Raw genomic sequence first — 13,573 nt, forward strand, 5'->3', positions numbered from 1 at the left:
GGGAAGGGGTGTGCTTCCTTACCCGCGGGCCGGGCGGGCGGCTAGGCTGGCCGATGCAACTGCACTCGCGGGAGCCCGGACGCACCGGGCTGAGAGGGAGGCTGGCGGCCTCCGACCGTACGAACCTGATCCGGGTCATGCCGGCGAAGGGAGGGGCGAGACGCCCATGCCGTCACGTACGTCCGAACAATCCGGTGCCCCGGACGTCCTCGTCGTCGGGGGCGGGATCATCGGCCTGGTCACCGCCTGGCGCGCGGCCGGGCGGGGGCTCGGCGCGGCCGTGGTGGACCCCGAGCCCGGCGGCGGTGCGGCGCGGGTCGCGGCCGGGATGCTGGCCGCGGTCACCGAGCTGCACCACGGCGAGGAGGGGCTGCTCGCCCTCAACTTGGCCTCCGCGCGCCGCTATCCCAACTTCGCCGCCGAGCTGGCCGAGGCCACCGGCCACGATCTGGGCTACCGCCGCTCGGGCACGCTGGCCGTCGCCTTCGACACCGACGACCGCGCCCAGCTCCGCGAGGTGCACGAGCTGCAGCTGCGCTGCGGGCTGGACTCCCGGTGGCTGTCCGGGCGGGAGTGCCGGCGGCTGGAGCCGATGCTGGCGCCCGGGGTGCGCGGCGGGCTGCGGGCGGACGGCGACCATCAGATCGACCCCCGGCGGCTGGCGGCCGCGCTGCTGACCGCGTGCGAGCGGGCCGGGGTGGTCCTCCACCGCTCCTGGGCCGCGCGGCTCGACACCGCCGGGGACCGGGCCACCGGAGTCACCACGGCGGACGGCACGGCGCTGGCCGCCGGTCAGGTGGTGCTGGCGGGCGGCTGCCTGAGCGGACGGCTGGAGGGGGTGCCCGAGGCGCTCGTACCGCCGGTGCGCCCGGTGAAGGGGCAGGTGCTGCGGCTGACCGTGCCGCCCCGGTACCGGCCGTTCCTGAGCCGTACCGTGCGGGCCGTGGTGCGCGGCGGGCCGGTGTACCTGGTGCCGCGCGAGAACGGCGAGCTGGTGATCGGCGCGACCAGCGAGGAGCTGGGCCACGACACCACGGTGACGGCGGGCGGGGTGTACGAGCTGCTGCGCGACGCCCACGAGCTGGTGCCCGGCATCACCGAGCTGCCGCTCACCGAGACCCTGGCCGGACTGCGCCCCGGCTCCCCCGACAACGCCCCGCTGCTCGGCCCGTCCGGGCTCGACGGCCTGCTGCTGGCCACCGGGCACTTCCGCAACGGCGTGCTGCTCACGCCCGTCACCGGGGACGTCATGGCCGACGTGCTGTGCGGCGCGGGCCTGCCCGAGGTGGCCCGTCCGTTCTCGCCACGCCGCTTTGCCGTCCCCTCCCCCACCCTGGAGCCCTTCGCATGAACATCTCCGTCAACGGCGAGCGCCGCGAGGTGGCGCCGGGCACCGCACTGGACGCCGTCGTCCGCGTCCTCACCCCGGCGCCCTCCGGGGTGGCCGCCGCCGTCAACGAGACCGTGGTCCCGCGCACCCGGTGGGCCGAGACCGGCCTCGCCGAGGGCGACCGGGTCGAGGTCCTCACCGCCGTGCAGGGAGGTTGACCATGACCACCGATCCCCTGGTCCTAGGCGACCTGACGCTGGACTCCCGGCTGATCATGGGCACCGGCGGCGCCCCCAGCCTGGACGTCCTGGAGCGCTCGCTGATCGCGTCCGGCACCGGACTGACCACGGTCGCGATGCGCCGGGTCGACCCCGGCGCGCACGGCTCGGTGCTGTCGGTGCTGGAGAAGCTCGGCATCCGGGTGCTGCCCAACACGGCGGGCTGCTTCACCGCCGGGGAGGCGGTGCTGACCGCCCGGCTGGCCCGCGAGGCGCTCGGCACCGACCTGGTGAAGCTGGAGGTGGTGGCCGACGAGCGGACCCTGCTGCCGGACCCGGTGGAGACGCTGGACGCGGCCGAGACGCTGGTCGACGACGGCTTCACCGTACTGCCGTACACCAACGACGACCCGGTGCTGGCCCGCAGGCTCCAGGACGTGGGATGCGCTGCCGTGATGCCGCTGGGTTCCCCGATCGGCTCCGGGCTGGGCATCCGCAACCCGCACAACTTCGAGCTGATCATGGAGCAGTCGTACGTGCCGGTGATCCTGGACGCCGGTGCCGGGACGGCGTCCGACGTGGCGCTGGCGATGGAGCTGGGGTGCGCGGCTGTGATGCTCGCCTCGGCCGTCACCCGTGCGCAGGACCCCGAGACGATGGCCACGGCCATGCGGCACGCCGTGCGCGCGGGGTACCTGGCGCGGCGGGCCGGACGCATCCCGCGCCGCCGTTTCGCGCGGGCGTCGTCGCCCGCCGGGGGGCGCGCGGACCTCGATCCGGAGCGCCCGGCGTTCACTTAGCGGGACCGTCACAGCTCTGCTGCGGTCGCTCACCCGGACGGCGCAGCGGGCGCCGCTCCCGCGCACCCCTCGTAGACTCGCCCGCGTGGACACGACCCTCTCGGACCCCCTCCTCGGCCAGGTGCTCGACGGCCGCTATCGCGTCGAGGCGCGGATCGCCGTCGGCGGGATGGCGACCGTCTACCGGGCCCTGGACATCCGGCTGGACCGGGTCCTGGCGCTCAAGGTGATGCACCCCGCGCTGGCCGCCGACGGCTCCTTCGTCGACCGGTTCATCCGCGAGGCGAAGTCGGTCGCCCGGCTCTCCCACCCGAACGTGGTGCAGGTCTTCGACCAGGGCACCGACAGCGGTTACGTGTATCTGGCGATGGAGTACGTCGCCGGCTGCACCCTGCGGGACGTGCTGCGGGAGCGGGGCGCGCTGCGGCCGAGGGCAGCGCTCGACATCCTGGAGCCGGTGCTCGCGGCGCTGGGCGCGGCCCACCGGGCCGGGTTCGTGCACCGGGACATGAAGCCGGAGAACGTGCTGATCGGGGACGACGGCCGGGTCAAGGTCGCCGACTTCGGCCTGGTGCGCTCGGTCGACACGGTCACCAGCACCACCGGCACGGTCCTCGGCACCGTCTCCTACCTGGCCCCGGAGCAGATCGAGCAGGGCACCGCCGACCCGCGCGTGGACGTGTACGCCTGCGGTGTCGTGCTCTACGAGATGCTGACCGGCGCCAAGCCCCACTCCGGGGACTCCCCCGCACAGGTGATCTACAAGCACCTCAACGACGACGTGCCCCCGCCCTCGGCGCTGGTGCCGGGCCTGGCCCGCGAGCTGGACGGGCTGGTCGCCGCCGCCACCGCCCGCACTCCGGCCCCGCGCCCCGCGGACGCGGCCGCGCTGCTCGGCGAGGTGCTGCGGGTGCGCGGCACCCTCACCGAGGAGCAGCTCGACGCGCTGCCCCCGCAGGCCCTGTCGAGCGCCCACGACAACGCGGGTGACCGTACGAGCGTGCTGCCGCGTGCCATGACGATGCTCCGGCCGCTCCCGGTCGGCGGTCACGGCGAGGACGGCCGCGATGTGACGAGCGTGCTGCACACGACCGGCATCGAGCCGCCGCCCACCCGGACCAGGACCCGGACCCGGCGAGGCGGGTCACGGTCCAGGCCCCGGCGCGGGCTGCTGACGCTGCTGCTGGCGGTGCTGGTGGTCCTCGGCGTCGGCGGCGGGGTCTGGTACATCAACTCGGGCCAGTTCACCAAGGTGCCGCCGGTGCTGTCGCGGACCCAGGACGAGGCCGAGCAGCGGCTGAGGTCGGCGGGGCTGGACGTGGGCGACGTGATGCGGGCCTACAGCGACACCGTGGACCGGGGCACGGTCATCAGCACCGACCCGGCGGCCGGCTCCCGGGTCCGGGGCAACGCCTCGGTCGGGCTCACCATCTCGCTCGGCCCGCGCACGGTCTCCGTGCCCAGGGTGGCGGGCCAGTCCCTGGAGGCGGCACGGGCGCGGCTGAAGTCGGCCGGTCTGGAGCCCGGCATGGTCACCCGCGAGTTCAGCGACGAGGTCGACCGGGGTTCGGTGACCGGTACGACGCCGGAGGCGGGCGCCGAGCTGCACGCCGGTTCGGCGGTCGCGCTGGTCGTCAGCAAGGGCGCCCCGGTCGGCATCCCGGACGTCGGCGGCGAGGACGTGGAGAGCGCCCGCCAGGAGCTGACCGACGCCGGGCTGAAGGTGAAGGTCGCCACCGAGCGCGTGACCTCCGACCACGACAGGGGCCAGGTCGCCTTCCAGTCGCCGGAGGCGGGCGGCTCGGGCGCCGAGGGCGACACCGTGACGCTGACCCTGTCCAAGGGCCCGGAGCTGGTCGAGGTCCCGGACGTGGTCGGGTCGAGCGTGGACGACGCGCACCGGAAGCTGGAGGCGGCGGGGTTCGAGGTCCACGAGGAGCGGGGTCTGCTGGGGCTGTTCGGCGACAAGGTGAAGGAGCAGTCGGTGCAGGGCGGCGACGAGGCGCCCAAGGGCTCGAAGGTCACCATCACCATCCGGTGACCGCTCTCACCGCGGCTGCCGGTCCGGGCGCGCGGTACGGCGTGACACCCTGAACGGGTGACACTCCAGCCGTCCGCCGCCGCTCCCCGCACCGTCCCCGGTGCCCTCCGCAACCCCGTCGGCGCGCATGTGCCGGTGGCCGGCGGGCTGCACACGACGGGACTGCCGTACGCCCGTGAGCTGAAGGCGGAGACCGTGCAGGTCTTCGTGGCCAACCCGCGCGGCTGGGCCACGCCGGCCGGGAACCCGGCCCAGGACGAGGCGTTCCGGGCGGCCTGTGCGGCGGAGTCGATACCGGCGTACGTGCACGCGCCCTACCTCATCAACTTCGGCTCGCACACCGAGGCGACCGTGGAGCGGTCGGTCCGGTCACTGCGGCACTCCCTGCGGCGCGGGCGGGACACAGGGGCGCTCGGGGTGGTCGTGCACACGGGCAGCGCGACCGGCGGGCGCCCGCGCGGGGTGGCGCTGAAGCAGGTGCGCGAGCAGCTGCTGCCGCTGCTGGACGAGCTGACGCACGACGACGACCCGTTCCTGCTGCTGGAGTCGACGGCCGGGCAGGGTTCCTCGCTGTGCTCGCGGACCTGGGACTTCGGCCCGTACTTCGAGGCGCTGGACGCCCATCCCAAGCTCGGGGTCTGCCTGGACACCTGCCACATCCACGCCGCCGGGCACGACCTGACCGGCCCGGACGGCATGCGGCAGACCCTGGACCTGCTGGTGGAGACCGTAGGCGAGGGACGGCTGAAGCTGATCCACGCCAATGACTCCAAGGACGTGGCGGGCGCGCACAAGGACCGCCACGAGAACATCGGCTCGGGACACATCGGCGAGGAGCCGTTCCGCGCCCTGATGGCTCATCCGGCCACGGCGGGCGTCCCGCTGGTCATCGAGACCCCGGGCGGCAAGGAGGGCCACGCTGCGGACGTGGCCCGGCTGAAGCGCCTCAGGGACGGCTAGACCTCGGGACCGTCACCGGGTTCCTCCTGGTAGGAGTAGCGCTGTTCCTTCCAGGGGTCGCCCACGTTGTGGTAGCCGCGCTGCTCCCAGAAGCCCCTGCGGTCGGTGGTCATGTACTCCACGCCCCGGACCCACTTGGGGCCCTTCCAGGCGTACAGGTGCGGGACGACCAGGCGGGCCGGGAAACCGTGTTCGGCGGTGAGGAGTTCGCCGTCCTTGTGGAAGGCGAAGATCGTGCCGTCGCCGGCGAAGTCGGCAAGCCGGAGGTTGGCGCTGAAGCCGTACTCGGCCCACACCATCACATGGGTGACGTCGGGCGCGGGCGGGGCCAGCTCCAGGAGCGCGCGGGCGGGCACACCGCCCCATTCGGCGCCGAGCATGCTGAACTTCGTCACGCAGTGCAGATCCGCCACGACGGTGGCGTACGGCAGAGCGGTGAACTCCTCGTGGGTCCAGGACCGCTTGTCGCCGTCGGCGGTGGCGCCGAAGACCCGGAAGTCCCAGCGCTCGGGGCGGAACTTGGGCACAGGTCCGTAGTGCGTGACCGGCCAGCCGCGCTGGAGCCGCTGCCCCGGCGGAAGATCTGCCGCTGCCCCCGTCCCAGACGCGCGTTCCACCGGATGACCCATGACTCCATCCTGACAGACCCGCCGAGGTCACCCGACCAGCATTGGTACATTTCCGGCATAACCTACTAAGTACGCGCTTACTGGACGGCTCGGGGCGCCGATGGGATCATGCGGCAGGATCTGCCAGGAATGTCCGGAAGGAGCCCATCCCGATGTCAGGCGACCCCGAGGTCATCGAGCTGCTCAACGAACAGCTCACCGCCGAGCTGACCGCGATCAACCAGTACTTCCTGCACGCCAAGCTCCAGGACCACAAGGGGTGGACGAAGCTCGCCCAGTACACGAGGGCCGAGTCCTTCGACGAGATGCGGCACGCGGAGTCCCTGACCGACCGCATCCTGATGCTCGACGGCCTGCCCAACTACCAGCGGCTCTTCCATGTCTCGGTCGGCCAGACGGTGACCGAGATGTTCCGGGCGGACCGGCAGCTGGAGGTCGAGGCCATCGACCGGCTGCGCCGGGGCGTGGAGATCATGCGGGCCAAGGGCGACATCACCTCGGCCAATGTCTTCGAGGCGATCCTCGCCGACGAGGAGCTGCACATCGACTACCTGGAGACCCAGCTCGACCTGGTCGAGAAGCTGGGCGAGTCGCTCTACCTCTCGACGGTGATCGAGCAGGTCCAGCCCGACGTGGCGGGCGGCTGAGCCGTGCCGTCAGGCGGCGTCGCCCAGCCGCCGTACGGGTGCTTCGGCGGCGGAGGCGGCCAGGACCGGCGGACGCCGGGCGATCTGGTCCCGGCGGGGGCAGGCGCCCCGGCCCAGCAGGGCCTGGATGCGGCGGACACAACCGCCGCAGTCGGTGCCCGCCTTGCAGGCGGAGGCGATCTGGCGCGGGGTGCAGGCGCCGTCCTCGGCATGCTGCTTGACCTGCTGCTCGGTGATGCCGAAGCAACTGCAGACGAACACCCTGTTCACCTCCCGGCACGATCGCCGTGTCACCGCCGTCGCCGGATTTCGGTGAGGCAAACCTAACCTAACCTGGCGGTCGGGAAGCAGGAAGACGGAAGGGCGCGGATCGCATGTGATCCGCGCCCCACTTCACGCCTCAGGCAGCTTCGGCCTCACTGGTCCCGGTACATCTCCGCGACCAGGAACGCCAGGTCCAGCGACTGGCTGCGGTTGAGCCGGGGGTCGCAGGCCGTCTCGTAGCGCTGGTGCAGGTCGTCGACGAGGATCTCGTCGCCGCCGCCCACGCACTCGGTGACGTCGTCGCCGGTCAGCTCCACATGGATGCCGCCGGGGTGGGTGCCCAGGCCCTTGTGGACCTCGAAGAAGCCCTTGACCTCGTCCAGCACGTCGTCGAAGCGGCGGGTCTTGTGCCCGGAGGCCGCCTCGAAGGTGTTGCCGTGCATCGGGTCGGTCACCCAGACCACCGTCGCGCCGGACGCGGTGACCTTCTCCACCAGCTCGGGCAGCCGGTCGCGGATCTTGTCGGCGCCCATCCGGACGATGAAGGTCAGCCGGCCAGGCTCCCGGTCGGGGTCGAGACGGTCGATGTAGCGCAGCGCGTCCTCGGCCGTGGTGGTCGGGCCGAGCTTGATGCCGATCGGGTTGCGGATCTTGGACGCGAACTCGATGTGCGCGCCGTCCAGCTGCCGGGTGCGCTCACCGACCCACACCATGTGCCCGGAGACGTCGTACAGCCTGCCGGTGCGGGAGTCGACGCGGGTCAGCGCCGACTCGTAGTCCAGCAGCAGCGCCTCGTGCGAGGAGTAGAACTCGACGGTCTTGAACTCCTCCGGCTCCGCGCCGCAGGCCCGCATGAAGTTCAGCGCCTGGTCGATCTCCCGGGCGAGCTGCTCGTAGCGCTGGCCGGAGGGGGAGGACTTCACGAAGTCCTGGTTCCAGGCGTGCACCTGGCGCAGGTCGGCGTAGCCACCGGTGGTGAAGGCGCGGACCAGGTTCAGCGTGGAGGCGGAGGCGTGGTACATCCGCTTCAGCCGCTCGGGGTCCGGGTAGCGGCTCTTCTCGGTGAAGTCGAAGCCGTTGACGGAGTCGCCCCGGTACACCGGCAGGGTCACGCCGTCGCGGGTCTCGGTGGGCTTGGAGCGGGGCTTGGAGTACTGGCCCGCGATCCGGCCGACCTTGACCACCGGCACGGACGCGGCGTACGTCAGCACGGCGCCCATCTGCAGGATCGTCTTGACCTTGGCCCGGATCTGCTCGGCGCCCACCCCGTCGAAGGACTCGGCGCAGTCGCCGCCCTGGAGCAGGAACGCCTCGCCCTTGGCGACGGACGCCAGCCGGGCGCGCAGCTGGTCGCACTCGCCGGCGAAGACGAGGGGCGGATAGCTCGACAGCTCCGCGATCACTTCGCGCAGAGCCTCGGTATCCGGGTATTCGGGCTGCTGCGCCGCGGGCAGGTCTCGCCAGGTCGCCTCGGCGGCCACGGCTCGGGAATCAGCGTTCACGGTCACCCTTCCAACACTACGGGGTCGCAACCCGTGCTCCCGGCCCCGCTCGAAAGATGAGACGGGGTGACTGCTCCGTGGACGCTTTGCCCCGCGCCGGGCCGGGCCGGTGCGGTAGGGTCGGCGCCATGTTCGCGCAGCAGATCCAGAACTGGTGGTGGACCGCTCTTCCGGCGGCCCACTGATTCGCGCGCACTACCGAGACTTCCGCGAAGGCCGCCCGAGGGGCGGCCTTCGGTGTTTCCGGGGTCCGTCCCACGACCGGCGTCCGTCGTCCCGCTTTCCGGACCGCCCGACGCAAGAGGACCCCCATGAACCAGCCCGACCTGGCCCGTCTCGCCGACGACGGCCGCCCCTTCGCCCTGCTGCACCGCCGTACCCCCGGCCGCGACGCCTCCTCGGTGGAGGTGCTGCTCGGCCCGGTCACCGCCCACGACGAGCTGGCCGGACTGCCGGACGAGGGGCTGGCGCTGATCCCGTTCCGGCAGCTCCGCGAGCGCGGCTTCGACGTCCGCGACGACGGCACCCCGCTGCTGGTGCTGCACCCCGAGGAGTCCCGCGAGGTCCCGCTCGCGCGGGCGCTGGAGACGCTGCCCGCGCACCCGGTACGGGTGGAGGACGGCGGGTTCGACGTGCCCGACGCGGAGTACGAGGAGATCGTCGGCCGGGTGCTGCGCGAGGAGATCGGGCGGGGTGAGGGCGCCAACTTCGTGATCCGGCGGACGTACCAGGGCGAGATCCCGGGCTTCTCCCGGGCCGACGCGCTGGCGCTGTTCCGGCGTCTGCTGGCGGGCGAGCGGGGCGCGTACTGGACGTTCGTGGTGCACACCGGGGACCGGACGCTGGTGGGGGCCGGCCCGGAGGTCCATGTGCGCATGTCGGGCGGCACGGTGATGATGAACCCGATCAGCGGGACGTACCGCTATCCGGCCGGGGGGCCGACCCCGGAACAGCTGCTGGAGTTCCTCGCCGACGCCAAGGAGACCGAGGAGCTGTCCATGGTGGTCGACGAGGAACTGAAGATGATGTGCACCGTCGGCGACCGGGGCGGAGTGGTGATCGGCCCGCGTCTGAAGGAGATGGCACACCTCGCGCACACCGAGTACGAACTGCGCGGGAAGACCTCGCTGGACGTCCGGGACGTGCTGCGCGAGACCATGTTCGCGGCGACCGTCACCGGCTCCCCGGTGCAGAACGCCTGCCGGGTGATCGAGCGGTACGAGCCCACCGGACGCGGCTACTACGCGGGCGCGCTGGCCCTGCTCGGCCGGGACGCCGGGGGCGCCCCCACCCTGGACTCCCCCATCCTGATCCGCACCGCCGACATCTCGGCCGGCGGGCACCTGAAGGTGCCGGTGGGCGCGACGCTGGTGCGCGGCTCGGACCCGGCCGGCGAGGTGGCCGAGACCCACGCCAAGGCGGCGGGTGTGCTGGCCGCGCTCGGGGTGCGCCCGGCCCGGCCGCGCGAGGAGCGGCAGCGGCCCCGGCTGGCTGACGACCCGAGGGTGCGGGCCGCGCTGGACGGCCGCCGCTCGGCACTGGCGCCGTTCTGGCTGCGGATGCGGGAGCCGGCCGCCCCGCTGGGCGCGCACGCGCTGGTCGTCGACGGCGAGGACACGTTCACCGCGATGCTGGCGCACATGCTGCGCTCGGGCGGCCTGGAGGTGACCGTACGGCGCTTCGACGACCCGGGGCTGACCGGCGCGGTGCGGGCGCACCAGGGTCCGGTGGTGCTGGGTCCCGGCCCCGGCGACCCCTCGGACGCGGCCGACCCGAAGATGCGGCGGCTGCGGGAGCTGACGGCCACCGTGCTGCGCGAGCACCGGCAGGGGGTGCTCGGGGTGTGCCTGGGGCACGAGCTGATCGCGGCGGAGCTGGGTCTCGGCATCGTCCGCAAGCGGGTGCCGTACCAGGGGGCGCAGACCGTGATCGACCTGTTCGGGCGGGCGGAGACGGTCGGCTTCTACAACAGCTTCACGGCCCGCTGCGACGACGAGGCCGCGCGGGGGCTGGCCGCGCTCGGCGTGGAGGTGAGCCGTACGCCGGACGGCGAGGTGCACGCGCTGCGCTCCGGCCGGTTCGCGTCGGTGCAGTTCCATCCGGAGTCGGTGCTTACCGTCAACGGCGCTGATCTGGTGCGGGAGTTGATCTCCGGGCTGCTGACGGCGCGCACGGGCTCGTAGCGAGCGTCAGCCGAAGAACACCCCGGCCTCCGCGTACAGCTCCGGGTCGACCGTCTTCAGTTCGGCGGTCGCCTCGGAGATCGGGATGCGCTCGACGCGGGTGCCCCGGAGGGCGACCATCTTGCCGAAGTCGCCGTCGTGGACGCAGTCGACGGCGTGCAGCCCGAAGCGGGTGGCGAGCCAGCGGTCGAAGGCGCTCGGGGTGCCGCCGCGCTGGACGTGCCCGAGCACGGTGGTGCGGGCCTCCTTGCCGGTGCGCTTCTCGATCTGCTTGGCCAGCCACTCCCCCACCCCGGACAGCCGGACGTGCCCGAAGGAGTCGTGCGACTCGTCCTTGAGCACCATCTCACCCTCGCGTGGCATCGCACCCTCCGCGACGACGACGATCGGGGCGTACGCCGCCTCGAAGCGGGAGGTGATCCAGCCGCACACCTCCTCCAGGTCGAAGCGGTGCTCGGGGATGAGGATGACGTTGGCGCCCCCGGCGAGCCCGGAGTGCAGCGCGATCCAGCCCGCGTGCCGGCCCATCACCTCGCAGACCAGGACCCGCATGTGGGACTCGGCGGTGGTGTGCAGCCGGTCGATGGCCTCGGTGGCGATGTTGACGGCGGTGTCGAAGCCGAAGGTGTAGTCGGTGCCGGACAGGTCGTTGTCGATGGTCTTGGGCACGCCCACACAGGGCACGCCGTGTTCCTCGTACAGCGTGGCCGCGACGCCGAGGGTGTCCTCGCCGCCGATGGCGATCAGCGCGTCGATGCCCTGTGCGGCGAGGTTCTCCCGGACCCGGCGCACCCCGTCCTCGGCCTGGAGCGGGTTGGTGCGCGAGGAGCCGAGGATGGTGCCGCCGCGCGGGAGGATGCCGCGCACGGCGGGGACGTCCAGCGGGACGGTGCGGCCTTCGAGGGGGCCGCGCCAGCCGTCCCGGAAGCCGGTGAAGTCGTAGCCGTACTCCTGGACGCCCTTGCGGACGACGGCCCGGATGACGGCGTTGAGCCCCGGGCAGTCGCCGCCTCCGGTCAGTACTCCGACGCGCATGGTCCGTCCCTTCGCCGCGATGACCGACTCAGCCACGGTAATGGTGATACAGGTCACACAACGAGGTGGGAAGGGCGAATCCGGTGAATCAGCGGGCGCGGGCAGGGGTCAGTCGTCGTCCAGGCCGCGCTCGATCGCGTACCGCACCAGCTCCACCCGGTTGTGCAGCTGGAGCTTGCCGAGGGTGTTCTGGACGTGGTTCTGGACCGTGCGGTGCGAGATGACCAGGCGTTCCGCGATCTGCTTGTAGCTCAGCCCCTTGGCGACCAGGCGCAGCACCTCGGTCTCCCGGTCGGTGAGCCGGGGCGCGCCCGGCGCGCCGGCCTCCGGCGCGGGCGCGGGCTCGGCGGCCAGCCGCCGGTACTCGCCGAGGACCAGTCCGGCGAGGCCCGGGGTGAACACCGGGTCCCCCGCGGCAGTACGGCGGACCGCGTCCAGCAGTTCGCCGGTGGAGGCCGACTTCAGCAGATAGCCGGTGGCGCCCGACTTCACGGCCTCCAGCACATCGGCGTGCTCGCCGCTGGCGGAGAGCACCAGGACGCGCAGGGCCGGGTTGTGGGCGATGAGTTCCTTGCAGACCTGCACCCCGGGCTTGGCGGGCAGGTTGAGGTCGAGCACCAGCACGTCGGGGGCGGCGGCCCTGGCCCGGCGCACCGCCTGCTCGCCGTCGCCCGCGGTGGCCACGACGTGCAGCCCGGACTCGGCGAGGTCGCGGGCGACCGCGTCGCGCCACATGGGGTGGTCGTCGACCACCATCACCTTGATCGGGTCCCGCTCGCTCATCGCCGTTCCGCCTTCCCCCGCACCCGCCGGGCGCTCTTCGGTACCTTCAACTCGACCTCGGTGCCCTGTCCGGGCACGGAGATCACCTCCGCGCTGCCGCCGAGGTCGCGCAGCCGTCCCCGGATCGACTGGGCCACCCCGAGCCTGCCCTCGCCCTCGGCCAGGGCGAGCCGGCCCTCGGGGATGCCGGGACCGTCGTCGCGGACGGTGACGATGACCGCGCCGGGCTCGTCCTCGACCAGAATCCAGGCGCGCGCTTCCTCGCCCGCGTGCCGGCGCACGTTCTCCAGGGCGGCACCGACGGCGGCCGCCAGCTCCCGCGCGGCGGCCGGGTCCAGCGGGACCGGGGCGCCCGGTTCGGCCAAGCTCACCCGGTGCCCGGCGTACGGGGCGAGCAGCGTGCGCAGGTCGAGCGGGCCGTCACCGTCGGGCACCGGGCCCATCGGGGTGCGGGCGGCGGGGAGCATGCCGCCGGAGACCAGGGTGCGCAGGGCGATCTCCTGGTCCCCGGCGAGCCGGCCCAGCTCGGCCGCCTCACCGCCGATGACCGCGCCGCGCCGCTGCACCATGGCCAGTACCTGGAGCACGCTGTCGTGGATGTCCCGGGCGAGGCGCTCCCGCTCACGGGTGGCGGCCTCGATCTCCAGGGCGCGGGCGAGGGTGCGCTCGGAGGCGCGGGCGACCTCGACCACGTAACCGATGGCGATGGCGGCGACCCAGACCAGGATCACGTTGTGCACGGTGTCCCGCGCCGGGGCGCCCCGCTCGACCAGGTTGGCCACGGCGACCGCCGTGGAGGCGCCGGCCGCCCAGCGCCAGCCGCCCTTCAGGGCGAAGGCCAGCACCGCGCCTGCCGTCCATATCGACGGCAGGGTGGGACCGCCGTCCGCGATGCGTTGCGGGTCGTCGGCGAGGGGGGTGAGCAGGATGCCGAGGACGGCCACGGCCAGGTCGGCCGCGAGGAAGCGCCGGGTGCAGCGGGCCGCGCCGGTCACCCGGGTCAGGGTGGTGAGCGTCCAGGCGGCCAGCAGGGCGTAGTAGGCGAGGGCCAGCCAGGGGCGGACGAAGTGGCCGTAGGCGGTGGCGCCCAGGCCGATGGCGTACAGCATCGTCAGGACGCGGTAGCCGGTGAGCGCGCGCCACAGCGGCAGCTCCACCGACATCCGCATCGTTTGCCCACC

The 13,573-nt window shown here is 73.1% G+C and carries 14 protein-coding genes and 1 riboswitch; of the genes, 8 read left to right on the top strand and 6 right to left on the bottom strand.

Annotation, left to right across the window (positions count from 1 at the left end; all coding sequences use genetic code 11):
- Positions 1-57 precede the first annotated feature (57 nt).
- A riboswitch (TPP riboswitch) is annotated at positions 58-170 on the top strand.
- The 5 genes from thiO (at position 167) to ACFWN1_RS13665 (ending at position 5,349) form a co-directional block, all read left to right on the top strand.
- Complete coding sequence (thiO, locus tag ACFWN1_RS13645; RefSeq protein WP_384360843.1) at positions 167-1,351, top strand: glycine oxidase ThiO; 1,185 nt, start codon at positions 167-169, stop codon at positions 1,349-1,351. (Overlaps the previous riboswitch by 4 nt.)
- The gene (gene thiS / locus ACFWN1_RS13650; RefSeq protein ID WP_030810212.1) at positions 1,348-1,548 is read left to right on the top strand and encodes a sulfur carrier protein ThiS; all 201 of its coding nucleotides are present in this window, start codon (positions 1,348-1,350) and stop codon (positions 1,546-1,548) included. The genes thiO and thiS overlap by 4 nt, the downstream gene beginning before the upstream one ends.
- Positions 1,549-1,550: 2 nt before the next feature.
- On the top strand, positions 1,551-2,348 hold the full coding sequence (locus ACFWN1_RS13655; protein WP_384360846.1) for a thiazole synthase: 798 nt from the start codon (positions 1,551-1,553) through the stop codon (positions 2,346-2,348).
- 85 nt (positions 2,349-2,433) lie between these two features.
- Positions 2,434-4,389, top strand: coding sequence for a Stk1 family PASTA domain-containing Ser/Thr kinase (gene pknB / locus ACFWN1_RS13660; RefSeq protein ID WP_384360848.1), 1,956 nt, complete (start codon positions 2,434-2,436; stop codon positions 4,387-4,389).
- A 57-nt stretch (positions 4,390-4,446) separates the two neighbouring features.
- Positions 4,447-5,349 carry a deoxyribonuclease IV gene (locus ACFWN1_RS13665; protein ID WP_384360851.1) on the top strand — a complete coding sequence of 301 codons (903 nt, stop codon included), beginning with the start codon at positions 4,447-4,449 and terminating at the stop codon, positions 5,347-5,349.
- Here the strand turns inward: ACFWN1_RS13665 and ACFWN1_RS13670 are convergent.
- A complete protein-coding gene (locus ACFWN1_RS13670) occupies positions 5,346-5,978 on the bottom strand; it encodes a sulfite oxidase-like oxidoreductase (protein ID WP_384360853.1) in 633 nt (210 codons plus the stop codon). The genes ACFWN1_RS13665 and ACFWN1_RS13670 overlap by 4 nt on opposite strands.
- A gap of 152 nt (positions 5,979-6,130) precedes the next feature.
- Here ACFWN1_RS13670 and bfr point away from each other — a divergent pair, with 152 nt between their 5' ends.
- On the top strand, positions 6,131-6,625 hold the full coding sequence (bfr, locus tag ACFWN1_RS13675; protein ID WP_384360856.1) for a bacterioferritin: 495 nt from the start codon (positions 6,131-6,133) through the stop codon (positions 6,623-6,625).
- A gap of 9 nt (positions 6,626-6,634) precedes the next feature.
- Here bfr and ACFWN1_RS13680 read toward each other — a convergent pair whose 3' ends face one another.
- Both ACFWN1_RS13680 and ACFWN1_RS13685 read right to left on the bottom strand, forming a co-directional pair.
- Entirely contained in the window at positions 6,635-6,886 is a 252-nt protein-coding gene (locus ACFWN1_RS13680) for a bacterioferritin-associated ferredoxin (protein ID WP_384360858.1), read from the bottom strand.
- Positions 6,887-7,041: 155 nt separating this feature from the next.
- Positions 7,042-8,397, bottom strand: a complete 1,356-nt coding sequence (locus ACFWN1_RS13685) for a class II 3-deoxy-7-phosphoheptulonate synthase (protein ID WP_384360860.1) — start codon at positions 8,395-8,397, stop codon at positions 7,042-7,044.
- A 122-nt stretch (positions 8,398-8,519) separates the two neighbouring features.
- Between ACFWN1_RS13685 and ACFWN1_RS13690 the strand changes: the two genes are divergently transcribed.
- Positions 8,520-8,576 carry a trp operon leader peptide gene (locus tag ACFWN1_RS13690; RefSeq protein ID WP_350749699.1) on the top strand — a complete coding sequence of 19 codons (57 nt, stop codon included), beginning with the start codon at positions 8,520-8,522 and terminating at the stop codon, positions 8,574-8,576.
- A 126-nt stretch (positions 8,577-8,702) separates the two neighbouring features.
- Positions 8,703-10,574 (top strand): anthranilate synthase family protein, encoded by a 1,872-nt coding sequence (locus tag ACFWN1_RS13695; protein WP_384360862.1) that lies wholly within the window; start codon positions 8,703-8,705, stop codon positions 10,572-10,574.
- Positions 10,575-10,580: 6 nt separating this feature from the next.
- Here ACFWN1_RS13695 and ACFWN1_RS13700 read toward each other — a convergent pair whose 3' ends face one another.
- The 3 genes from ACFWN1_RS13700 to macS form a co-directional block, all read right to left on the bottom strand.
- On the bottom strand, positions 10,581-11,609 hold the full coding sequence (locus ACFWN1_RS13700; RefSeq protein ID WP_384360917.1) for a 6-phosphofructokinase: 1,029 nt from the start codon (positions 11,607-11,609) through the stop codon (positions 10,581-10,583).
- A gap of 108 nt (positions 11,610-11,717) precedes the next feature.
- A complete protein-coding gene (locus ACFWN1_RS13705; RefSeq protein ID WP_384360865.1) occupies positions 11,718-12,392 on the bottom strand; it encodes a response regulator in 675 nt (224 codons plus the stop codon).
- Positions 12,389-13,561: a MacS family sensor histidine kinase gene (macS, locus tag ACFWN1_RS13710; protein ID WP_384360868.1), complete on the bottom strand. Its 1,173-nt coding sequence runs from the start codon at positions 13,559-13,561 to the stop codon at positions 12,389-12,391. Before macS ends, ACFWN1_RS13705 begins: the two co-directional genes overlap by 4 nt.
- Positions 13,562-13,573 lie beyond the last annotated feature (12 nt).

The organism is Streptomyces sp. NPDC058459 (assembly GCF_042721685.1).
Taxonomy (GTDB): Bacteria; Actinomycetota; Actinomycetes; order Streptomycetales; family Streptomycetaceae; genus Streptomyces.

Coding starts and splice junctions, on each gene's coding strand:
- ACFWN1_RS13705 (WP_384360865.1), bottom strand. CDS start 12,392: ATGAGCGAGCGGGACCCGATCAAGGTGATGGTGGTCGACGACCACCCC.
- ACFWN1_RS13695 (WP_384360862.1), top strand. CDS start 8,703: ATGAACCAGCCCGACCTGGCCCGTCTCGCCGACGACGGCCGCCCCTTC.
- macS (WP_384360868.1), bottom strand. CDS start 13,561: ATGCGGATGTCGGTGGAGCTGCCGCTGTGGCGCGCGCTCACCGGCTAC.
- ACFWN1_RS13655 (WP_384360846.1), top strand. CDS start 1,551: ATGACCACCGATCCCCTGGTCCTAGGCGACCTGACGCTGGACTCCCGG.
- ACFWN1_RS13670 (WP_384360853.1), bottom strand. CDS start 5,978: ATGGGTCATCCGGTGGAACGCGCGTCTGGGACGGGGGCAGCGGCAGAT.
- thiS (WP_030810212.1), top strand. CDS start 1,348: ATGAACATCTCCGTCAACGGCGAGCGCCGCGAGGTGGCGCCGGGCACC.
- thiO (WP_384360843.1), top strand. CDS start 167: ATGCCGTCACGTACGTCCGAACAATCCGGTGCCCCGGACGTCCTCGTC.
- ACFWN1_RS13700 (WP_384360917.1), bottom strand. CDS start 11,609: ATGCGCGTCGGAGTACTGACCGGAGGCGGCGACTGCCCGGGGCTCAAC.
- bfr (WP_384360856.1), top strand. CDS start 6,131: ATGTCAGGCGACCCCGAGGTCATCGAGCTGCTCAACGAACAGCTCACC.